Origin of the sequence: Virgisporangium aurantiacum, assembly GCF_016863635.1 — a bacterium.
Classification (GTDB): domain Bacteria; phylum Actinomycetota; class Actinomycetes; order Mycobacteriales; family Micromonosporaceae; genus Virgisporangium; species Virgisporangium aurantiacum.
Genome location: NZ_BOPG01000051.1, coordinates 53486 through 75973, shown reverse-complemented (window position 1 = coordinate 75973; position 22488 = coordinate 53486). Strand labels below are relative to the sequence as shown.

Below are 22488 nucleotides of genomic sequence, written 5' to 3'. Positions count from 1 at the left end.
CCATCCGGGACGTCAGGGATGCCTCGGGGAATCCCACGGATGTGATTCGGGGAGGCTCGCGGCCACACTCGCCCGGTGGACAACATCCGACGGATCAGGTCTGCTGGCCTCGGCGCCGGCATGCTTGCGGCCACGGTGCTTGCCGGTGTGCTCGTGCACGACGTCATCCCGCCTGCCGACGCGTGGCTGGTCGACCACGCGTTTGCCGCACCCGGCAGCCGGCTGGCGGCCGTGGCCACAGCGATCGGCGGTGTGGGGACGCTGTTGTGCCTGGGCGCCCTCACGGCCGGGGCCGTTGCCGCCGCGGTCGTCCGGCGACGCGCCGGCCGCGGCGCGGGTTACGTCGCCCGGGTTCTGGTCACGGTGCCGCTGGCGGCGTCCGTCCTGCTGTTGCAGGGTCTGTTCCTGCGGCCAGGGCCGCCGCAGCAACCACAGGCGGGGACGTACCCGAGCGGGCACGTCGCGGTCGTTACCGCGATCGCGTTCGCGGCCGTGCTGCTCTACCGCGAACTGGGCCAGGGCTGGCACCGGGTCGCTCTCGGCGGGGCGCTCACCGCGGTGACGCTCGTCGCCGGAAGCCGGATCGTGCTCGCCGAGCATTGGCTGCTCGATGCCGCCGGCGCGGTTGCGGGGGCGCTCGGGATCGGACTGCTCGCGGCCGCGGTGCTGCGCCTCGGCCCGGCCACGCAGGTCCCGGTACGGTCGGCCGGCTAGGCCGCTCACGATCCGGCCTCCCGCTAAGGTCAACTGCATGGCCGACGATCTCCTGGACCGTCACAACGACGCCAGCCACCGGGCTCGCTACGACGTGTGGTCGGCGTGGGGCACCGTCGGTACGCACGTCGTCGCGCCGATCGTCAATCCCGCGTTCATGGGCGGCACCCGCTGGCCGGGCCTTCGCCAGGCGCACCTGGTGGTACGCAGAGACGGCGCGGTGCTGGTGGCGAGCGACGGCCTCGCCGACCCGGCCGAGTGGTCAGACGCGGATCCGACCAACGGGCTCGGCGTCGAGGCGTACGCGATCACGGGTGACGACATCGGCGACAGCGTGGACGTGATGCGCGTCGGCGTGTCGTGGCTCGGCGCCATGGTCCGAACCGTGTCCAACACGCTCGCCGCGGAGGGCTGGCCGTTGATCGATGCCCTGACGCGGTACCGGATCATGACGATCGGTCTGACCGACATCCTCGGCGCCGAGCGCGAGCGCTGGGTCGACGACGGCGGTATGAGCGTCGCCATGCTCGGCCTGACCGACCCCGAGATCGCCGACGTGGTGCCGGGTCCGTTGTCTCCGATCCGATTCCTGAACGTCAAGCTGCTGACCCGGCAGGAAGCGGACTTCTGCGTCGAGGACGAGCGTGGCTCCGCCGCCGCACGGGCCGAGCTGGCGCGACGCTTCGCCGCGCAGGGCAACGTGCTTCGGTCGAGCCTCGCCCGGGAGTCCGTGATCTAACACGCGCGAGGAAACGGAAGCGTGGACGAGTACGACCTCATAGACGCTGGCCTCTACCTGTTCGACTACCGGCGGTTCCACGAGCGGGTCGTGCCTGCATTCCGACGGCTGCACGCCGACGACGACGTCGAGCCGTGGCTCGAGACGGCATGGCGGTCCACACGGCGCCAGCCGTCGCTGGTGCCTCGGTTCACGCGGCACCTCCGTGAGGTCACTGCAGAGCTGATGGCCAGCCCGGACCTGACCGGCGATCTGCCCCGTGAGCTGATCCCGGCACCGACACGACGCCCGAAGCGCCGACGTTCGCCGATCGACCGTTCGGCGTCCCGGCAGGCGGATTGGCCCATCGAGCACGAGGCTGTCCGGGACTGGCTGGAATGGCGCGATCTGCAATATTTGTTGCAGGTGGCGGTGGAGGCGACCTGCCTCGGCGATAGCGTGAAGCTGACCGGCCACACCGTGTTCGACGCGTGCGTTGATGGTGATCGGTATCAGTCGTTGTACTACGACCCGGATGTCGTGCCATTGCGGGAGTGGCTGGAGGAGCGGGCTGTCGCGTGGGTACAGGATTACGATCACAACTGGGTCGGTATCCGCGGCTGGCTCGACCCTGACGAATCCTGGTTGCTGGCTGAAGGTTTGGCCAAATACCGACCGGTTCACGATGCGGCCACCTTCGAGGCGATCGAAGCCGCCCGCGTCGACGGCAGCGCACCCTGTTCTGACGGGGGCAACCACCCGTGGCGGCTGGCCACGATCCGCGCCGTCGCTCAGCTCGCCGCCGGCAGGGGCCACGGCGTGCTGTGGGGATGGGACCTGACGTCGAACGGGTGAACGCCCGATACGCACCCAGAGGTGGCGAAGGTCGGCGCCTGGCGATCTGATCTACGGTGGCGCTGGCCGGTTCGGCGGAGACGAATCGGGGTAGCATGATTCCGTCGCCCAGGACCCCGGTGGCAGGTCCGTCGATCACGGACCGGTCGGCCACCAGGAGGTCATGTATCAGGGTGGGCCTCCTCTCGTGATCCCCGCTCCATTCGCGATGAACCGCGTCCACCGACTGTTTATCTGACGACGATCGGCGCGGTGTCCATTGTGGAGCGTCGAGGTGAGGAACACGCAATGAGGCGTTACCCCCTGTCCGTAGCCGCTGCTGTCCTGCTGACCGGTTCACTGATCGCCTGCGGCGGTGGCGACGCCGACACCAGCAAGGCCAACCAGGCCCGCGGTGCCATCAAGATCTGGCTCTCCAACAACAAGGAGGAGGTCGCCTGGGGCGAGGCGATGGTCGCGGCGTGGAACGCCGCCCATGCCGACGAAAAGGTGACCGCCGAACAGATCCCCGCGGGCCGCACCTCCGAGGAGGTGATCACCGCGGCGATCACCGGGGGCAACGCGCCCTGCCTCATCTTCAACACCGCCCCGGCGGCCGTGCCGGAGTTCGAGAAGATGGGCGGCCTGGTGCCGCTCGACGACTTCCCGGACGGCGTGTCCTACGTCCGCGCCCGCAGCGGTGATGTCGCCGAGCAGTACGCCTCCCCGGACGGCAAGTTCCGTCAACTGCCGTGGAAGTCCAATCCCGTTCGCATCTTCTTCAACAAGAAGCTGTTCCAGCAGGCCGGCCTCAACCCCGACGGCTCCTCGCTGAACTCGTACGCCGGATTCCTCGACGCGTCTCGGAAACTGGTGGCCACGAAGGCGGCCCAGGCGGCGATCTGGCCCGCACCGTCGAACGAGTTCTTCCAGCCCTGGTTCGACTTCTACCCGATGTTCGCGGCGGAGACCGGCGGCCGGCAGCTTGTCGTCGACGGCAAGCCCACGTTCGACTCCGCCGAAGGTCGGGCCGTCGCCGGGCTCTGGCGCACGATGTACGACGAAGCGCTCGCGCCACGGGAGAAGTACACCGGCGACGCGTTCGCCGAGGGCAAGGCGGCCATGGCGATCGTCGGTCCGTGGGCGATCGCGGTGTACAAGGACAAGGTGGAGTGGGGTTCGGTGCCGGTGCCGACGTCGGCCGGAAAGCTCGCCGATCAGATCTGGACCTTCAGCGACGCCAAGAACGTCGCGATGTACAGCAGTTGCGCGAACCGGGGAACCGCCTGGGACCTGATGAAGTTCGCCACCAGTACCGAGCAGGACGGCAAACTGCTGCAGGCGAGCGGCCAGATGCCGCTGCGGACGAACCTGCCCGCCGCCTACCCGGACTTCTTCACCGCCAACCCGACCTATCGCGCTTTCGCCGACCAGGCCGCGCGGACGGTCGAGGTCCCGAACGTGCCGAACAGTGTCAAGATCTGGCAGACGTTCCGGGACGCGTACAGCGCCAGCGTCATCTTCGGACGGGAGGATCCCGCGGCCGCGTTGGCGAAGGCGTCCACCGAGATCGCGAAGCTGGCCGGCGGTAAGTGAGGTGACCGTCGACGCGGCGCCCGGCCGGTCGCGGATCCGGCGGTTCGTGGGGCGCCAACCGGTGGGTGCACTTTTCACCGCCCCGTACCTCGTCTTCCTCGCCCTGGTCGTCGCCTATCCGCTCGGCCTGGCCGTGTGGATCTCTTTCCACGACTACTTCTTCACGGCGCCGGGGGTACCGGTCGACCGTCCGTTCGTCGGGCTCGACAACTACCGGGCGGTGCTGACCGATCCGGCCACCCGGCGCGCGTTCGTCAACATCGGCATCTTCCTCGTCATCAACGTGCCGCTGACGACGCTGCTGTCGCTGGTGTTGGCGACCGCGCTCAACGCCGCGATCCCGTTCCGGACGCTGTTCCGCACGGCGTTCTTCCTCCCGTACGTCACCGCGAGTGTGGCGGTCGTGGGCGTGTGGCTGTGGCTGTTCAGCTCGAACGGTCTCGTCAACGCGCTGCTCGGCCCGTTGGCCCCGGAGCCGTCGTGGCTGGTGAACCGCCACCTGGCCATGCCGCTGGTCGCGTTGTTCGTGACCTGGAAGCAACTGGGGTTCTTCGTGCTGCTGTACCTGGCCGCGCTGCAGAGCGTCCCCCGGGAACTGTACGAGACCGCCGGTGTCGACGGCGCCGGCCGACTGCGGACCTTCTGGAACGTGACCGTTCCCGGCGTGCGGCCCGCGACCACCCTCGTCGTGATTCTGGCGACCGTGACCGGCGCCAACCTGTTCACCGAGCCGTACCTGCTGACCGGCGGCGGTGGACCCGACGGCGCGTCGGCGTCGCCCGTGCTGATCATCTACCAGCGGGGCATCCAGCAGGGTGAGCCCGACTTCGCCGCCGCCCTCGGCGTGCTGCTCATGGTGCTGGTGCTGGGCATATCGATGATCAACCGACGTCTGATCGAGCGGGAGTGACAACGGTGGCGATCACACGTGGGCGACGGCCGTGGTGGGCCGGTCGCGCGGCCCGGCTCGCGGTTCTCACGATCGGCGCGGTCGTGTTCCTGTTTCCCTTCTACTACATGCTTGTCGGGTCCTTGCAGGCCGAACCACGATCGGACCTCGGCGGCGCCGCACCCGACCCCGGCAACCTGACGACGGCGAACTACAGCGGCATCAACGCCGCGATCTCGCTGGGCACCACGCTGCTCAACTCCGTCATCTTCGCCGGCGGCGTCGTGCTCTGCACCGTGGTGTTCGGCCTGCTCGCCGGCTATGCGTTGGCGGTGCTGGACTGGCGGGGCCGCGACAGCGTGTTCGCGATCGTGCTGCTGGTCCAGATCGTGCCGTTCCAACTGCTGATGATCCCGCTGTACATCCTGATCGTGCGGTCCTACGGCCTGTCGGACTCGTACCTGGGCATGATCCTGCCGTTCGCCATCAGCCCGGTGGCGGTGTTCGTGTTCCGTCAGTTCTTCCGGACGGTGCCACGCGAGTTGTTCGACGCCGCGCGCATCGACGGCGCCAGCGAACTGTCGGTGCTGCGGTTCGTGGCGACCCCGTTGGTGAGACCGGCGCTGCTCACCGTCGTGCTGCTCACGTTCATCGGGCCGTGGAACGAGTTCCTGTGGCCGTTCCTCATCACCAAACAGCAGGACATGCAGCCGCTGGCTGTCGCACTGGCCAACTACATGAGCAACCTCGCCGGCCGCGAGGCCAACCCCTACGGCGGCATCCTCGCCGGTGCCTGCGTGCTCGCCGCACCCCCCGTGGTGCTGTTCGCCTTGTTCCAAAGCCGCTTCACCGCTGCTGAACTCGGCTCCGGAGTGAAGGGCTAAACCACCGGAGGACCCCGTGCGTCCCGTCGCTGTTCTGCTCCTGATCGCCGCTCTCACCGTCCCCCAACAGGCTTCCGCCGCGGCACCGACCGCGGCGGACCCGGCGGGTCGGTTGACCAACCTCGCGCACCTCGACTGGCTCCGCGACACGGTGACTCCACCCGGTCAGGCCCGGCACACCACCTACCGCCTGGACCGCGAACCCACCGTCGGGGTGCTCTGGACCTACGCCGACCGCGACCCCGACGGCAGCTACCGACGGATCGGCGGCGGCCGGTACGACCCGGCGTCCGACACGTACGGTCAGGGGGCGTTCAATGCCGACGACGTGTCCCGCGCCGCCGTGGTGTACCTGCGACACTGGCGCGCGACCGGGCGGGCCACCAGTCGCGACGCGGCGTACCAGTTGCTGCGCGGGCTGACCTACCTGCAGACCGCCGACGGGCCGGACGCGGGCAACGTCGTGCTGTGGATGCAGCCCGACGGCACCCTCAACCGCAGCGCCGACCCACCCGAGAGCCCCGACCCGTCCGACAGCGCCGACTCGTACTGGCTCGCCCGGACACTGTGGGCGCTCGGCGAGGGCTACGCCGCGTTCCGGCAGGCCGATCCCCGCTTCGCCGCGTTCCTTCGGGACCGTCTGAACCTCGCGGTGCATGCCGTGGAACGCCAACCGCTGGCGCGCTACGGGCAGTGGTTGCGGATCGACGGGACGCCGGCACCGGCGTGGCTGATCGCGCAGGGCGCCGACGCCACCGGCGAGGCGCTGATCGGGCTCGCCGCCTACGTCGAGGCGAGCGGGGATCCGCACGCCCGCGCCGTCCTCGGCCGGCTCGCCGAGGGCGTCGCGGCGATGCGGGCGGGCACCGCCCGGACGTGGCCGTTCGGTGCGATCCTGCCGTGGGCGTTGTCCCGTTCGGTGTGGCACGCCTGGGGCGGACTGGCGCCGGCCGGCCTCGCCCGCGCGTCGACGACGACCGGTGTGGAGACCTTCCGGAACGCGGCGCTGGCCGACACCGCCTCGTTCACGCCGCACCTGCTGATCGCGGCCGGGCCGGAGAACGGCTGGTTGCCCACGCCGGCCGACCGCGTCCAGATCGCCTACGGTGCCCAGTCCCGGGTCGAGTCACTGCTGAGCACCGCGACGGCGGCCGACCGGCCCGGGCTGGTCGCGGTCGCCGGGATCGCGGCGGCGTGGTTCTTCGGCAACAACCCGGCGGGGACGGCGATGTACGACCCGGCGTCCGGCCGGACCTTCGACGGCGTCGACGGGGCGGGTGTGGTCAACCGCAACTCCGGCGCCGAGTCGACCATCCACGGCCTGCTGGCGATGCTCGCCCTCGACGCGGCACCCGCAGCGGCGACGATCGCGCGGACCGCGACCGTCCGGGAGCGACGGACCTGGTCGATGGTGGAGGCGGAGTCGGGCACGCTCGCCGGCGACGCGACCGTCTACCGGCCGGCCGAGGCGTGGACCGGGGAGAGCCTCTGGAGCGGGGGAGCGGGAGTTCGGCTGGGCACGGGCGGATCGCTGTCGTTGACCCTGTCCGGGGCCGGCCTGGTACTGCCCGTGGTGGAACTGGAGCCGGGCGCCGGCACCACCCGGTGGAGCACCGGCGGTGTGGTCCGGCACGGTGACGTGGGGGAGCAGGGCGACTCGCCCGCGCCGGGCCTGCTGACCGTGCGTACGCTGTCCCGTTCCACGGGATCCGGCCCGCTCACGGTCACCGGTCTCGATCGAACGTCCATTGTGGACGCGGTGCTGGTCCAGCCGGAACTCGAATGGCTCGCCCTGGGTCAGCCGTCGTCCCGGCACGCCACCGTCATGGTCCGCAGCTTCGCGGAGTCCGTGCGGCGGGTGACCGTTGCGGTGCCGGGCGGCGGGCCGGCGCTGGTCAGCGGGTACGACCACACCGGACGACTGGTCACGAGACACACCGCCGGCGGATCCGGCGTCGCCCTCGTCGTGGCGCCCGGCGGGTTCACGATCGTCCGTCGATGACCTGTCCGCCGGAACTACTCGTTCGCCCACGGCTCAGACCCATCCACGGTGGGCTGCCCGCACACCGGCCTGGAACCGGCTGGTGGCGTCGAGCTCCACCATCACCGCCGCCACTCGACGGGCCAAGGTTCGCGGGCTCATGTGGAGCCTGGCCGCGGCCCGCTCGTCGGTGAGGCCCTCTCCGAGGGCACGTACCACGTTGTGGTGCTCGCCGTCGAGCCGCGGAGATCGTCGAACGGACCCGATGTGGGTCCGTTCGACGGTCGCGGCCCAGAGTACGTCGGCAGCGGCGCAGAAGGCTTGGGCGATGACCGGGTCGTCTATCCGGGTGAGCCGGTCGGCAGCCCGATGATCCGGATCTCGACGGGGCAGGTAGACCACGGTCCGGTCACGGACGACGACGAGGTAGGGCAGGGGCACGGATGTCTCCAGCGCCGCACCGCCGACCAGGTCGACAAATCCGGCCGGCGACGAGTCGTCGGTCGAGTCGTAGAGGATGCGCACGGCGAGCCTCGGAGCGAGCCGGCCGAAGACGTCCAACGCCACGACTCGGGCCAGCCTGCCCGGCGTCGGCGTCAGCACCGTGAGCTCCCGCCGGGTCATCTGCTCCAGCTCGACCGCGAGGAGCCTGCCGGCCGCCCACGTAGTTACGCCGTATCTTCCGCTCACTGGGATCCTTCCACGGCAGCGTCGCTTCGGGCGACGCACCGGGCGTCTCCACCCGGCAGGATCGCGCGGCCGACTGGTCCGGCACTGGCCTGTGACTGGACCGGAGCGTCGCCCGGGGTGGTCGCCGCAGACCCTGACCGCGTTGCACGTATACCGCAGGGTTGGCGAAATCAGGGTGCGCCGGTCGGAAGCTGGCGAATACCTGCCACCCATACCGATCGTCGACGTTGCGGACGCGGCTATTCCTTACCCTGAGCGCACATCCGCCGCCGGGGAAGGGATTACGCATGAACATCAGACGATGGCTCCCGCGCCGGGGGTTGCTGATCGCGGCGATGATGGCCGCGGCGGCGGCGGTGGTCGTTCCCGCAGCACCGGCTTCGGCAGCCGTCTTCTGCACCATGTCGATCGGCACGCCGCTGCTGAACGGGGGAGTGATCACCGCCAACTCGTTCGTCAACTGCAGCGACTTCACCCCGACGGTCAACCTGTCGCTGTTCCTGTACCGCGACGGGGTACTGGTGGACCACACGCTCACCGGCGGCACGGGGGGCGCGGGAGCGATCGTGGCCGAGACCTGCCGCCCCGGCACGTACCAGGCGACGGCCTCGGCCACCATCTGGTACCCGCCCGGCAACATTCCGGGAGCCGAGACGATCAACCGGTCGACCGGGGCCATCTCCTACAACTGCCTACCGACGGTGGTCGTGGCCAACCCGGGCGCCCAGACGACGCTCTACCCGGACTCCGCAAGTCTCCAGATGACCGCGTCCGGCGGGAGCGGCCCCTACACTTGGTCCGCCACCGGGCTGCCCACCGGACTGTCGATCAACTCCAGCACCGGCCTGATCAGCGGTCGGCCCACCGTCCTCGCCCTCTATTCGGTCACGGTGAGGGCGACCCCCGCCGGTGGCGCCAACCCCGGCAGCGTCACGTTCTCCTGGCGGGTCCGGCGGGAGGCCTGCCCGACATGCTGACGACCCGACACTGACGATCCGGCGGGCCGAGTGACTCTCGGCCCGTCGGACCTGGTTTCACGATGCCGGTGACCGTGCATGAGTTGTCAGCCGACCGCGAGTCTCAGGGACGGCTCACACATGCTGGTCGAAGAGGATCGGGTTGCCGTCGGGATCCACTATGACGAAGCTGGCGGGCCCGGTGCTCGACTCGTCGGCGGCCGTGGTCGGTTCGATTCCGGCTGACCGGAGGCGGCGCTGGAGTTCGCGCACGTCGGTGAAGTCCGTCAGGGTGTTGCCCTTGCCGTCCCATCCCGGGTTGAAGGTCAGCAGGTTGCGTTCGAACATGCCCTGGAACAACCCGATCGTGACGGGGCCGTTCTGGAGGATCAGCCAGTTCTGGGCGGGGTCCCCGCCGAAGACCTCGAAGCCGAGTTTCTGGTAGAAGGTTCGTGAGGCTGCGAGGTCCTTCACCGCCAGGCTCACGGAGAAGTTGCCGAGGGTCATCGGTTGCTGGGTCGTCATGGTCGAGACCCTATGTTGGAGCGCGCATGGACGACTTGTCAGATCTTGCGAACCTGGACTATGTCAACCGGGTCAACCGGGCGATCGATCACGTGACCCGCAGCCTTGGTGAGCCGTTGCAGCTCGATGAGGTGGCACGGGTCGCCTGCTTCTCCCCCTTTCACTTCCACCGCATCTTCCGTGCGCTCATGGGGGAGACGCTGCACTCGTTCGTCAAGCGTGTGCGCCTTGAACGGGCGCTGTACCTGATCTCGCACCACGATGGATCGTCGCTGACCGACATCGCGCTGAGGTGCGGCTTCACGTCCAGCTCCGAGTTTTCCCGGTCGTTTCGCAGCCACTACGGAGTGCCGCCGAGCGCGTTCGAGATCGAGCGGTTCCGCCGGACGCGCCGCGACCAGATGCGCGATGCGCTGGCGCCCGACGACCGCGATCGCCTCGAACGCTTGCCGGTCGGCGAGAATCCCGATGGCTTTGCCGTCCGGCTGCGCGAGCTACCGGCGCGTCGCATGGCGTATGTGCGGGTTCTCCGTCCCTATGAGGGGGATCGGGTACGGGCCGCGACCGCGCGCATGGTGGCGTGGGCGAAACAACGCGGGCTAGCCGGTGGAAACTGGTTCGGCTATCAGTGGGAAGATCCCGAGATCGTTCCGCTCGATCGGTGCCGTTACGACATCGGTCTGGAGATCCCGGCCACGGCCACCGTCGACAGGGACATGAACGTGACCGTGTTTCCGGCGTTGACAGTTGCCGAGATCGACATCGCCGGCCCGGTCGAACTCGAGCTGCGTGCGCTCGACTGGCTCTACGGGACGTGGCTGCCGCGCAGCGGCTACGTGCCGGACCATCAGCCGGGCTTCGAGGCATTCGACGGCGAGCCGTTCGCGCACGGCGACGAGCATTTCGAGCTGCGCATCCAGCTGCCGATCCTCGCGGCTGCCACACCTCTGTAGACGCGACAGCGCCAGCGGCGTCGATCGACCAACGCGCGATCAGCGCGGCCCCCGGCCTCCCCGGTGTCGGTCTCGGCATGTCTATAATCGACATCGGTCTATCAATTGGGATCGGAATGGGAGCGTTCATGCGACCGACTCGTGTCTGGTCCCGTACAGCGATCGCCGCCACCGTCACCGCTGTCGTCGCGTCGACCGGCGTGGTCACGACGGCGCTGACCGCGCACGCGGCCGCCGGCTGCCGGGTGACGTACAAGGTGACGAGCCAGTGGCAGGGCGGCTTCGGCGCGAGCGTGGACATCACCAACCTCGGTGACTCGGTCAGTGCCTGGCGGCTGACCTGGTCGTTCACCGCCGGGCAGACGGTCACGCAGTTGTGGAACGGCTCCGTCACCCAGACCGCGGCGCAGGTGGTGGTCACCAACGCGGCCTGGAACGGCGGCATCTCCACCGGAGCGACGACGAACGTCGGATTCGGGGCCACCTGGAACAACGCGTCCAACCCGGTACCGACCGACTTCGCGCTCAACGGCGTCGCGTGCACCGGCAGCACGACCAACCCGACCCCGTCGGGCTCCACGAGTACGCCGCCGACCGGCGTCCTGAACCAGGTCAACACGGTGAGCAGGGTCCGGGAGTCCGGCAACGCCGTGCAGTTCACCTGGCCAGGAACGTATTTCGAGGGCCGGTTCCGCGGCACCGGCGTCGGGCTGGTTCTCAACGACTCCAACAACGACTACTCCGTCCAGGTCGACGGTGCGACGGTGGCCACCCTTGTGACGCCCGGGCAGACCACCCACTGGGTGCGCGGACTGGCGGGCGGCGATCACACCGTGCGGCTGGCCAAGCGCACCGAGAGCCCGTGGGCCGCGGGAGAGTTCGGCGGCCTCGTCGCCGACACCGGCGGCTCGATCCTGGCCAGGGCCACGAGGCGCACCCGGCAGATCGAGTTCATCGGCGACTCGTGGACCGCCGGTTACGGCGACATGTCCACCACCCGCGACTGCAACAGCAACGGCGGTGTCACCCGCAACACCAATGCCGACGTCGCCTTCGGCGCGCAGACCGCGAAGGGCCTGAACGCGGACTACCAGACCATCGCGTGGTCCGGCATGGGCATGGTGCGCAACTACGGCGGCCAGAACACCACCTACAACCTTCCCACCGGCTACTACGACAAGGATCTGCAGGCGCTGTACAACAGCACCGTGTGGCCGGTGCCGAACACGTGGCGGCCCCAGGTCGTGGTGATCGGCCTGGGCATCAACGACTTCTCCACCGCGCTGACCTCCGGTGAGCGGTGGACGACCGTCGACGCGCTCGCCGCTGACTACCGGACGGCATACCAGGCGTTCCTCGACAGGCTGCGGACCCGGTACGGCACGGGCACGTACATCGTGCTCACGTACCCGGACCTGTCCTACATGACCACCGCGTTCGCCGACTCGGTCAAGCAGATCGTCAAGGCCCGCAACGACGCCGGCGACGCCCGGGTCTCATCGCTCTACTACGACAACAACGCCCTCGGCATGGACCTCCTGGGCTGCGACTGGCACCCGTCCCAGCGCGACCACCAGATCCTGGCCACGGCGCTGACCCGCCACCTGGCGACCCTGCCGCTCACCTGGTGACGGCTGGAGCCGCCCGCCCCTCTACGGATGGCTCGGCATCGATAGGGTGGCATGAATGGGGATGATGAGCGATCTCGTGGCGCGGCGTACCGGCCGGCGAGCGTGAGCGCCGACACGGACGACGGCTCGCCGGGTGGGGCGTCACTGGCCGGCCTGGGCGCTCGGGCCGGGCGGGGTCCGCGGCCGGCGCAGTCGGATCGGGTGCGGCAACAGAGTTGGATCTTCGCGGGCATCGCCATATTGACTGTGGTGGCGGGTGTGTCGCTTGTGTATGGAAAGCACGTGCTCGGTGGTCCGGAGTCCCGGAAGACGCTGCCGGTGGGGCAGCCCATCAAGATCTACTATTCGGATGGTTCGACCGAGATGGCGCAGGCCGGTGCCGACAATCGCACACTGGTGCCGTTCGACAAGCCGACCGGGCATGTGCTGCACAACGTGATGGACGAGTTGAGCAAGCTGCGCGAGACCGACCGCAACATCGCCAGGGCCACCGCGCCGGGTCCGGGTGAGTCCAGGGCTCAGGCGATCATGAGCAGTGGTCTGAAGATCATCACGACGATCGACAAGCCGACCCAGGACGCGGCCGAGTTGTACGCCGACGTGGGGAAACCGGACTCGCCCCTGTACGGAGTTGCGCGGAACGTCCAGGCGGCCCTGGTGGCGGTGGAGCCGAACACCGGTCGGGTGATCGCCTACTACGGCGGCCCGACGGGCGCAGGTATTGACTACGCGGGTGCGCCGGCCGACCCGGTCCTCGACGACGGCAAGATGAAGCTGGCCGGGTACCACCCGCCGGCGGCCTCGTTCATGATCTACACGCTCGGCGCGGGTCTGTCGGAGGGCGTCTCCGTCAATTCGTACTGGAACGGCACCTCGCCGCGGCAGTTCCCCAGCCGGACCGGCGGGAACGCGCTCAGGAACGCGACCGCCGAGGGCGTGTGCCCGTCGTCGTGCCCGTTGTGGCAGGTGACGGTCGACTCGCTGAACATCCCGCACTTCGCCCTCACCCTGCGGTTGAGGAACCAGGCGGCGTCGGTGCTCGACTTCGCGCGGGCGGCAGGAATCCGGTACATGCGCGACGACAACGGCCAGGTACACGACCTGAACTCGGCCAAGGCGACTGAACTTGCCAGCACCGGCACCAACAGCGGCAACACGGCGTTCAGCACCGAAATCGGCTTCGGCCAGTACGGTGTCACGGTGCTGGACCACGCCAACGGCGTCGCCTCCCTGGCCGCGGGTGGCAACGCCGCCAGGGTGCACTTCATCCGTGAGGCGTGGCGGGGCAGTAGAAAGGTCTACGACGAGAGCGTCAAGCTCACCCCGATTCCCGGCTACAGCCCGCAGATGGCCGCCGACGAGGCGTGGACCCTGCAGAAGGTCGCCGACAGGTACGGCTGGAACCCGCCAGGTCGCAAGGTCGCCGCGAAGACCGGTACGTGGGAGCTCAGCCGTCCGGACTCCAGGGGTGCCAACGCGCACTCCTGGACGGTGGGTTACGCCGCCGCCGCACGCGGAGACCAGGACCCGGCCAGGAACTGGAACGGATTGGCGGTCGCCGTCTGGGTCGGCAACAAGGCCGACGAGTTGCCGATCAAGCTCAAGGACGGCAAGTCCATGCAGGGTTCCAGCGGTGCCGGCCAGATCTTCGGGGCGTTCATGAAGGCGTCCACCGAGGGCAAACCCGTCGGCGTTTTCCCCGAGCCACGTTTCGTGGGTGACGAGGACGCGGGTGACGCGGGTCAGCAGGTCCGCGGGAACTAATCCGTCGGTCGGACACAACCGGTTCGGGTCCTGGGGTACTCAGGTATGGCTGGGAGGCCCGGTTGCGGAATGAACGAGAGTTCGTCGAGTACGTCCAGGCCCGCATGGAGTGGCTGCGCCGGCTGGCGTACCGCCTGTGCGGGCAGTGGTCGGCTGCGGACGACCTGGTCCAGGAATGCCTGGTGGCGCTGTACCGGCACTGGCGGAAGGCGTCGGCGGCGGAGTCGCTCGACGCATACGTCCGGGCGATGCTGGTGCACCGGTACCTGGCCGAACGGCAGCGGTCGTGGACCCGCCGGGTCAGGCCGGTGGCCGAGGTCATCGGGGCCTCGGCGGCGCCGATGGCGGACGCCGAGCACCGCGTCGACCTGCTGGCCGCGCTGGAGAAGCTCTCCCGGGGGCAGCGGGCGGTGCTGGTCCTGCGCTACTGGGAGGACCTGGACGTCGCGCAGACCGCGGCAGCGCTGGGGTGTTCGCCCGGGACCGTGAAAAGTCAGACCTCGCACGCCATGGCGGCGCTGCGCCGACTGCTGCCGAACTACGGACCGGGAGGGTCGGACGGGCAATGAGAGATCTCTTCGCCACGCTGCCGGACGACGCGCCGCCGCCGTTGCCGCCCGGCTATCTGGACAGCGTGCTGACACGGGGCCGCCGTTCGGACCGGCGGCGGCGGGCGGGCGTGGCCCTGGCCTGGGTGCTCGTCGTGCTTCTGGCGGCGACCCTGGTCATACCCGGCACACAGCTGCTCAGCCGGCCGGCGACCCCGTCCGACCGGCCGAGCCTGCCCGACCGCTTCGCCGGGTACTCGGTGCTCACCGGCACCGTGTCGAAGGCTCCCGCCGGACGCGCGATCGCGTTGTACGGATATGGCAACGGCGAACTGTTCAACATGTTCCAATCGCTGGTCGTCGGAGCCGACGGGGACACCTACCGGCGGGTGGACGCCCTGGAGGGCCGGGGCAAGCCGACGGCGTTGCTCGCCCCGGACGGCACCGGCGTGCTGCTCGGCGACGACCGCGGCGCGACCGGGGACCTGCTCCTCGTCGACCTGACCACGGGCAGGGAGCGGTCGATCCCGATCGGCGACCCGGTCGGCGTGCGGCTGCTGGCCTGGTCCCCCGACGGGCGGTACGTGGCCTACAGCGCCGCGCCCGTGACCCGCACCGACGAGTTCGGCACCGTCAAGTTCGTCGAGCCGCAGGTGGCCCGGGCCGGCACGCTGCGCCTGCTCGAACTGTCGACCGGACGCAGCACCACGGTCGCGGCGATCACGCCGGCCTGGACGGCGGCGTTCGCTCCGGACAGCCGCCGGCTCGCGGTCCAGGTCGACCAGAAGGCCCACCTCATCGACCTCGACGGCCGCGAGTTCGGCAGCGTCGACATTCCCGCCGGACGCGAGTTGGCGGCCGACGTCGGCTGGTCACCGGACGGCGGCGTCCTCGCCACCGTGCCGTGGCTCGGCAACGGACCGAAGGACGTCGCGGGCGGAACCGGACACGGCGTGTTCCTGTGGAAGGCCGGCGCCGTCGAGTTCGTGCCCGTCGCGGACGCCGGCCCGGTGCCGGCGACGGTCCCCGACGTCGTGCAGGTCCTCGGCTGGCGTTCGGCTGGCGCCGTCATCGTCGCGACGGTCGATGCGGACGGATTCGTGTCGCTGGCGGAGGTACAGGTCGCGACCGGCACCCGCCAGGTACTGACCCGCTTCGACACCGGGCGCAACTGCGAGCTCGGCTGGGAGACCTGCCACGTCTTCGACCTGCACCTGGCCACCGGTCTCCTGCTGTCCGACCTGACCGTCCGCAACGCCGGGCGGGCACGACGCGGCCCCTGGCCGGCCCCGTTGACCATCACGGTGTGCGTCGCCGTGCTCGGGAGCGGGTTCCTGCTGTGGCGCCGCTTCCGCCCGGGATCCGCGAAACCCTGACCCTGTCGCGACACTGTCGTACGGCTGACGCCGTCGTCGCCGGCCTTGATCGAACTCCACCCGTGGCGCCAAACTGGGCGCCGTTTACGCAGCGACATCCGGTGGCGGCGACGGTGCTGACCGGCCACGAGAGGGCAGTCCGATGACCGAGAAGCGCGACAACGCACTGTCGGCGAGGTTCGCCACGTTCAGGCGAGCCGTCTCGACGGCGTTCCGGGCGCCGACGGCCGGCGGGGAACTCGCCGCGGCTCGAGCCCGCATGGTTCGCCGGCGGACGTCCGTCGTCGCGGCGGTCGCCGTCGTGGGTACCGCTGTCGCGGGGATCGCGTGGTGGGCGGCGCCGGCCGATCGGCACGGAGCGTCGGCCACGGCGACGCCGTCCGCAGGAACGTCGTCGAGTACCGCCGCGTCCACCGGGCCGGGCTCTCACGAACCGACGGTCCCACCGTCGACGACCGGGCCGGCCCGTAGCCAGCCCGGCAAGATACGCGGGACCGACTGGAGGAACGCCGCCGTCCAGGGTCTCAAGTTCTGCCTGGAGGTGGTCGACGACGTCGTCGAGTTCCGCAACGGTTCCAACGGATTGGACATCCCTTGCAAGATCCTGCCCGGTGGGGCGCGGCCGGTGTACGCGGAGTTTCTGGTCGAGGAACCGGCCAACCGGCCGGCCACCGAAGACGCGCTGGTGTTGGTGGAACTCGGCAATCCGGACGCCGCACGCCAGCAGGCGCTCGTACCGGTGGCCCTGGGCGCCGACGGCCGGACGCTCGTCGCATGGCCCGCGATCGAGGGCGACCAGCCAAGTCCGATGGGTGATCAGGTCATGACGTTCACGTCGTACCACGTCGAGCAGGACGTCGTGGTGGCCACGGTCAAAGGGTTGGACGGGACGCCGGAGACCCGCCGCTACCGCCAGGCCGGCATGTTCGGACCCTGGGAGCGGTTCTAGTCTGGACGAGGCGGAGCAGGACCCGCCGGGCACGGGTACCGGGGTGCCGCAAGGCACGCGACGCTGATCGAGAGAGGCTCATCGAGTTGCAGACCGACCCGGAGGGCCTGGCGTTCGAGGCCGCCACCGCTGCGTTGCGGGCTGCCGCAGACGAACTCCCCGACCAGCCGGTCATCCTCGTGACCCAGACAGCCAACACGCGCTCGCTCAGACTCGCTGCCCGCCTGGGATTCCAACCGGTCAGCACCTTCAGGGAGTACGACGCCGAACAGACCCTGGCCCTGGCCAGCCTTCACTCGTTCAAAGCCTGAACCGCCGCCTGGCCGCGGACGTCGCGACGGTATGCTTTGGCGGGGTAACGCACGGTAGCCGAAGTCGGATTCCGGACGATGATCGCACACCGTCGCGATCTGCTCACTGTGAGCGTATTGTGCATCAGTGCGCGCTTTGATGGTCGTCGGGGGGTGCACGTGGACATCGAGAAGCGTCAATGACGGCGCGGTACGACATCTTCGTCAGCTACTCGACGACGGATCGTGACGTGACGGAGCCGCTCGTCGCCCGGCTGCGTGACGACGGGTACCAGGTGTGGTTCGACGACGCCGAGATGGTCGGCGGCAGGCCGGTGCTCGGCCAGGTGTCCGACGGGTTGCGCGACGCCAACCACATGATCGCGTGCCTGAGCGACGCGTACCTCGACGGCGGGTGGACCCGGCACGAACTGGATGTCAGCATCACCGCCGATCCGGCCAACCGGGGCGGCCGCACCCGGCCCGCCTGGATCCGTCGGGGCAGGCTGGACGCGCCCAACTTCCTGAGTCAGCTCTACATCTGCGACCTCAGCCGGCCGGAGCGGTTCGAGGCCGAGTACACCAAGCTCACCAAGGACATCCGGCGCCTGCGTGACCACGGGCGACCGGCCCGCGCCGAGACGGACGGGCCGGACGAGGAGGCGGTGGCGCGGGCCTGCGACCGCGCGCTGGAGGCCGTCGACGACCCGAGCCGCACCCTGTTCCTGCTCGGCCAGGCCACCGAGCTGCTGCTGGTCTTCCTGTACCGACGGCACATCGGCGAACCGCCACCCGCCGGCACCCTCGACTGGGTCCTCGAACGGCTCGTGCGGTCGGCCCTGTTGCCGCCGGAGGCGTACGCGCCGCTCGCGCTGCTGCACGAGTACCGGCGTCAGACCGTCCGCGGCGGCATCCACGAGTTCGCGATCACCGTCGAGACGGTCGTACCTGCCCTGACCGCCCTGAACGCGCTCAGCCAGGTGTTCTTCGGTGACCGGAGCCGCCACTCGACGGGCGAGGACCTGTGGGCGGTTCTGCCGCACGGCGACCACACCACCGAGCGTCGCATCCCCGGCACGGCGTACCACCTGCGGGAGCCGCCGTTGAGCCAGAACAGCCTCGGCCCGCTGTACGCCGGACGCGACGCCGACCAGAACGAGCTCACGGTCAATCTCGTGCTGCTGCCCGAGTCCGCCGACGACCGGTTCTTCGAGGAGGTCTCGCGGTTCACGCGGCTGCGGGCGGTGGGCATCGTCGCCCCGCTGGCGGCGGGCCGGATCATGGTGCACGACGAGCGGCGGGCGCTGTACATGATCCTTCCGTCGCTGGAGGGGACGAGCGCCCGCGATCTGCTCGAACACCTCGGCCCGTTGCCCGAGCGGGCGGCCTACGAGTTGTGCGCCGACGTCGCCCGCGCCCTGGTCGGATTCCATCAGGCGGTGCCGCCGTTGGTCCACGGTGACGTCAAGCCGGCCAACATCATGGTCGACCGGTTCGGTCGGGCGGCCGTGCTGTGCGTCGGGCGGCAGGTGGCGTCGGTGGCCACGCAGAACGTCGGCGGCCGGATCGACTCCTACTTCTTCGCCGACCGGGACAAGCGCTCGGGCCGGCCGCTCACACCGCAGACCGACCTGCACGCCCTGCACTCGGTTCTGCGGTACCTGCTGACCGGCCGGTACCCGACCGCGTCGGAGCCGGCGGGGGAGGAGGTGGCCGGGGTTCTCACCCAACTCGCCGGCTGCCACACCGCCCTGGACGCGCTCAAGGTGCTGCGCGCGGCGGCGGCCAACGGCAACGGCCAGGGGCTCGCGTCGGTGGTCCACGGCTACCGGCACCGGTACGGTCGGCCCGAACCGGCGACACCGGCCGGTGGTGCTCTCGACCTGGTGGACAGCTGCCCCATCGACGCGCACCGGGCCTGGCCGCTGACCGGCGAGCGGGTCCTGGTCTGGGAGCGCGGCAGCGACACGCTCAGCGTCGTGACCGGAACCACGTTGCACTGGCGCGACACCACGCCGATCGCGGTCCGCAGGGTCGCGCACGGCGTCGACCAGCGGCTCGCGGTCGGCGGATGGGAGGGCGAGGTGCGCCTGTTCGCCGGCGGCGACGGCGTCACCTCGACCCGGCTCGACGGTGCCGTCGGCGACCTGCGGTTCACGGACACCGGCCTGGTCGCCGGGTCGTGGAAGCGCTCGCTGCGCTACCTGAGGACCGACGGGACGACCGAGGACCTGGTCACCGGCGAGCGGGGGGTGCACCGGATCGCCGTGGCCGGCCGCTCCGAGCGATTCACCGTCGTGGACCACTCCGGGTCCCTCGCGACCTACGTGGGCACGCGGCGGGTCTCGACGGAACCGGCCCGGGAGCCCGTGCGCGACATCGCGTACGCGGGCACCCGGCTGGTGGTCATCACCGACGAGGCGCTGACCGGCATCCGCGTCGACGGCTCGCGCGGCGCGCCGGTCGCCCATCCGGGCGCGTTCCAGTTGCTCCCGGCGCCGGTGCCGGGCTGCTGCGTGCTGGTGTCGCTGACCGGCACACCGGACGGGTCGGTGACGGCGCGGGGCTGGCTCGTCGACGAGGAGGAGCGGCTGCTGCCCTACTTCGCGCTGGCACCGGGCGACACGCTGCTGTCGCTGAGCACCGCCGCCAAGCGCTACACCGTGAACCGGTCGTCCGGCGGATGCGCGTACTGGCGCGGCGGCGCCGAACTGGTCGCCTGGCCCGACGCCGTGAGCGCGACGGTGAGCGAGGACGGGCGCCGCATCGCGGTGTGCCGTCCCGGCCGCGTCGAGTTGTACGAGGACGCGGCATGATCCGCGACGTGACGGTGCTGCTCGACCGCATCGCCGAACTGGAACGCCGGCCCCGCCGCGCGCCGGTGCGCCTGGCGCTGGCCGAGGCCGAGTTCCGCGTGGCGATCGCACCCGGCACACCACCGTCCGAAGCGGTCGAGCGGCTCAACCGGGCGCGCGACTACGACCCGTACCAGCCGAAGCTGCATCTGCACCTCGGCCGGGTGCTGCACCGCTCGGGCCGGCGGCGCGCCGCGGTGGCCGCCTACCGCCGGGCGTTACGCCTGGCGCCGTCCAGCCGGCGGGTGCATCTCCTGCTGGCGTCCGTGCTGCTCGATCTCGGCCGGGCCGAGCGGGAGCTGGGTCAGCAGATCCTGGAGACGCTCGCCGGTGGCGCGCCGGACGAGCTCGCGGCGCTCGGCGCCGCCATCGACGAGCTGCTCGTCGAGCCGACGTCCGGCCCGCGGCCGGGGGCGGACCGGGGCCGGGCCCGCCGGCCGCGGCTCCGGGACCGCCGCCGCCCGGTCGCGGCGGACGTCTGGCGGCCGGCGCTGGTGGCGCAGCTGTCCCGGCCAAAGCCGGTCCAGGCGCAGGTGCGGGCTGCGATCGAGGCCGGCCGGCCCGACGGCGACACGGGCCGTGGACTGCCCGAATACGCGCTGGCCGGCCTGCTGCTGCTGGTCAGCGGCGAGCCGGTCGGCGACGTGCGACGTCTGCTGGCCCACGTCGACGGGGCGAACCATCCCGCGGTGACGCTGTTGCGCACGGCACTCGACCTGGCGGAGACGGATGACCCGGCCCGCTTCGTCGAGTCGGCCGTGGTCGCCGTCGAGGCCGGTCTGGTGCCCGGCGAACTTCTGGCCTGGCTGCACTTCCGCGCGTTCGGGCCGGACCGGCTGCCGGCGCCGGCCGGAATCGACATGCTGGAGAGTTATCCCGAGCGGATCCGGAGCATGCCGGCGTTGCGGGAACTGCGCATCGCGATCCTCGACGCGTACGCCCGCCGGGCCTGGTCGGACGACCGCGTCGACGAAGCGAAACTGCTGTGGCAGGAAACGGTCGGGCTCGATCCCGGCCGGATCCCGGTGGCCGTGAACCTCGCCCTCGTGGCGGCCTCGACGAAGGCGGCCGGGGAGTACCGGCCGGCATGGGACCGGTTGGCGGAGTTGCTCTACCTGCAGAGCGCCGCGATCGGAGACGTGCGCGTGCACGTCGAGGACCGCGTCACCCTGCACCTGACGGTGGCCCGCCAGAGCCGCGGTCGACACTGCGCCGGACCGGAACACCAACTTCCGAGCCAGCAGGAGCTCACCCACTGGATCGCCGACCCCGACGTGCTGCTCACGTGGTTGCGCGAATGGGACCTGTACTACCTCAACGCACGGTTGCGCTTCCGGTCTCCCGCGCATCTGCTCGGGGTGGCACCCGACGCGACCGCGACGGCGGTGGCCGAGGCCCACGACGCCCTCCGCGCCCACCTGGACCGGGTGTCCGGCGCGCACGACTGGGTCGGCCTGCCGGTCTTCGCCGAGCTCGCCAGGGATCTGCTGGCGGGGGCCGTGGACCGGCTCGCGCGGCGCCGCGACGGCGATCGCGACGCCGCCGACGAGCGCGAGCAGGCGGATGCCGACGCGCTGCTCGACGACGCGTTGCGACGGGCGACGACGCTGCACAACCTGGCCGTTCTGGTGGCTCGGCAGCCGGGTGGGCGGCCGTCCTCGCTCGGCCCGGCGATCGCCCGGTGCCAGTCCACGCTTCCCCTGCCGCTGCTCCAGCCGCACTGCGTCGACAGGGGTGTGCTGGGACCGGACGAGCGCCTCGCCGATGTCTTCGAGCGCGATCTCGTGGTGTTGGCCAGCGCGGCGGCCGGGGAGTCAGCGGACGACGCGAGTGACGCGGACCTCGCCGCCCGGCTGGCGGAGGTGGAGCAGTACGCCAGCCTGCCGCCGCGCCGACTCGGGGTGGAGCGGCAGCGGTGCCTGCTGCTCGATCGTCTCGGCCGGCACGACGACGCCTACAACGAGGCGGTGGCCGCGCTGAGCGGGCGTCTCCCCGATGCCGAGGAGGAGGCCGCCGAGGCGATGGTCGGGCTGATCGACCGCATCGCGGCCCGGGCGATGCCCGGCGAGTTCAGTGGCCGGGTCATGGCCGCGGACCGCATCGTTCCGCAACTGCGCGCCGCGATGACCGCCTACCCGTCCGCGTTCCTGCCGCGGGCGCGGCTGGCGGCGCTGCTGATCCACCTCGGTGGAACCGCGCGGCTCCGGGAGGCGGAAAGCGTCCTCGAGGAGGGCATCCAGATGGCACTCACGCGAGGCGTTCGGGACCGGCTCACCGAGCAGCTCGCCCGGATTTCCCGCGCCCGGGCCGACGGCGACACGGATCGGCGGTGACC

General features: G+C 70.5%; 19 protein-coding genes. 17 read left to right on the top strand and 2 right to left on the bottom strand.

Annotated elements, in window-relative coordinates; all coding sequences use genetic code 11:
* Window positions 1-75: 75 nt before the first annotated feature.
* From Vau01_RS39125 to Vau01_RS39095, 7 genes are all read left to right on the top strand, one after another.
* Window positions 76-714, top strand: coding sequence for a phosphatase PAP2 family protein (locus tag Vau01_RS39125; protein WP_204004460.1), 639 nt, complete (start codon window positions 76-78; stop codon window positions 712-714).
* Window positions 715-751: 37 nt separating this feature from the next.
* On the top strand, window positions 752-1453 hold the full coding sequence (locus Vau01_RS39120; RefSeq protein ID WP_204004456.1) for a hypothetical protein: 702 nt from the start codon (window positions 752-754) through the stop codon (window positions 1451-1453).
* Window positions 1454-1474: 21 nt separating this feature from the next.
* A complete protein-coding gene (locus Vau01_RS39115; protein ID WP_204004453.1) occupies window positions 1475-2287 on the top strand; it encodes a hypothetical protein in 813 nt (270 codons plus the stop codon).
* Window positions 2288-2575: 288 nt separating this feature from the next.
* Window positions 2576-3862: an extracellular solute-binding protein gene (locus Vau01_RS39110; RefSeq protein WP_204004450.1), complete on the top strand. Its 1287-nt coding sequence runs from the start codon at window positions 2576-2578 to the stop codon at window positions 3860-3862.
* A 1-nt stretch (window position 3863) separates the two neighbouring features.
* Window positions 3864-4772 (top strand): carbohydrate ABC transporter permease, encoded by a 909-nt coding sequence (locus tag Vau01_RS39105; RefSeq protein WP_204004447.1) that lies wholly within the window; start codon window positions 3864-3866, stop codon window positions 4770-4772.
* A 5-nt stretch (window positions 4773-4777) separates the two neighbouring features.
* Window positions 4778-5635: a carbohydrate ABC transporter permease gene (locus tag Vau01_RS39100; protein ID WP_204004444.1), complete on the top strand. Its 858-nt coding sequence runs from the start codon at window positions 4778-4780 to the stop codon at window positions 5633-5635.
* 16 nt (window positions 5636-5651) lie between these two features.
* Window positions 5652-7637, top strand: a complete 1986-nt coding sequence (locus tag Vau01_RS39095) for a hypothetical protein (protein ID WP_204004441.1) — start codon at window positions 5652-5654, stop codon at window positions 7635-7637.
* Window positions 7638-7670: 33 nt separating this feature from the next.
* Here Vau01_RS39095 and Vau01_RS39090 read toward each other — a convergent pair whose 3' ends face one another.
* Entirely contained in the window at window positions 7671-8306 is a 636-nt protein-coding gene (locus tag Vau01_RS39090) for a helix-turn-helix transcriptional regulator (RefSeq protein ID WP_204004438.1), read from the bottom strand.
* A gap of 287 nt (window positions 8307-8593) precedes the next feature.
* Between Vau01_RS39090 and Vau01_RS39085 the strand changes: the two genes are divergently transcribed.
* Window positions 8594-9283, top strand: a complete 690-nt coding sequence (locus Vau01_RS39085; protein WP_204004435.1) for an Ig domain-containing protein — start codon at window positions 8594-8596, stop codon at window positions 9281-9283.
* A 114-nt stretch (window positions 9284-9397) separates the two neighbouring features.
* On the opposite strand, the gene Vau01_RS39080 is transcribed toward Vau01_RS39085, so the two are convergent.
* Window positions 9398-9787, bottom strand: a complete 390-nt coding sequence (locus Vau01_RS39080; RefSeq protein WP_204004432.1) for a VOC family protein — start codon at window positions 9785-9787, stop codon at window positions 9398-9400.
* Window positions 9788-9813: 26 nt separating this feature from the next.
* On the opposite strand from Vau01_RS39080, the gene Vau01_RS39075 reads away from it, so the two are divergent.
* The 9 genes from Vau01_RS39075 to Vau01_RS39035 all read left to right on the top strand — a co-directional run bounded on the left by Vau01_RS39075 (window position 9814) and on the right by Vau01_RS39035 (window position 22486).
* Window positions 9814-10740 carry an AraC family transcriptional regulator gene (locus Vau01_RS39075; RefSeq protein WP_204004429.1) on the top strand — a complete coding sequence of 309 codons (927 nt, stop codon included), beginning with the start codon at window positions 9814-9816 and terminating at the stop codon, window positions 10738-10740.
* A 128-nt stretch (window positions 10741-10868) separates the two neighbouring features.
* Entirely contained in the window at window positions 10869-12371 is a 1503-nt protein-coding gene (locus Vau01_RS39070; protein WP_204004426.1) for a cellulose binding domain-containing protein, read from the top strand.
* A gap of 258 nt (window positions 12372-12629) precedes the next feature.
* Window positions 12630-14135, top strand: a complete 1506-nt coding sequence (locus Vau01_RS39065) for a penicillin-binding transpeptidase domain-containing protein (RefSeq protein ID WP_204004423.1) — start codon at window positions 12630-12632, stop codon at window positions 14133-14135.
* 62 nt (window positions 14136-14197) lie between these two features.
* Window positions 14198-14704, top strand: coding sequence for a SigE family RNA polymerase sigma factor (locus tag Vau01_RS39060; protein ID WP_239152203.1), 507 nt, complete (start codon window positions 14198-14200; stop codon window positions 14702-14704).
* On the top strand, window positions 14701-16059 hold the full coding sequence (locus Vau01_RS39055) for a TolB family protein (RefSeq protein WP_204004420.1): 1359 nt from the start codon (window positions 14701-14703) through the stop codon (window positions 16057-16059). The genes Vau01_RS39060 and Vau01_RS39055 overlap by 4 nt, the downstream gene beginning before the upstream one ends.
* Before the next feature lie 142 nt (window positions 16060-16201).
* Window positions 16202-17008: a hypothetical protein gene (locus Vau01_RS39050; RefSeq protein WP_204004417.1), complete on the top strand. Its 807-nt coding sequence runs from the start codon at window positions 16202-16204 to the stop codon at window positions 17006-17008.
* An 86-nt stretch (window positions 17009-17094) separates the two neighbouring features.
* The gene (locus Vau01_RS39045) at window positions 17095-17319 is read left to right on the top strand and encodes a GNAT family N-acetyltransferase (RefSeq protein ID WP_204004414.1); all 225 of its coding nucleotides are present in this window, start codon (window positions 17095-17097) and stop codon (window positions 17317-17319) included.
* A 179-nt stretch (window positions 17320-17498) separates the two neighbouring features.
* A complete protein-coding gene (locus Vau01_RS39040; protein WP_204004411.1) occupies window positions 17499-20114 on the top strand; it encodes a TIR domain-containing protein in 2616 nt (871 codons plus the stop codon).
* The gene (locus tag Vau01_RS39035; RefSeq protein WP_204004408.1) at window positions 20111-22486 is read left to right on the top strand and encodes a tetratricopeptide repeat protein; all 2376 of its coding nucleotides are present in this window, start codon (window positions 20111-20113) and stop codon (window positions 22484-22486) included. The genes Vau01_RS39040 and Vau01_RS39035 overlap by 4 nt, the downstream gene beginning before the upstream one ends.
* The last annotated feature ends 2 nt before the right edge of the window (window positions 22487-22488 follow it).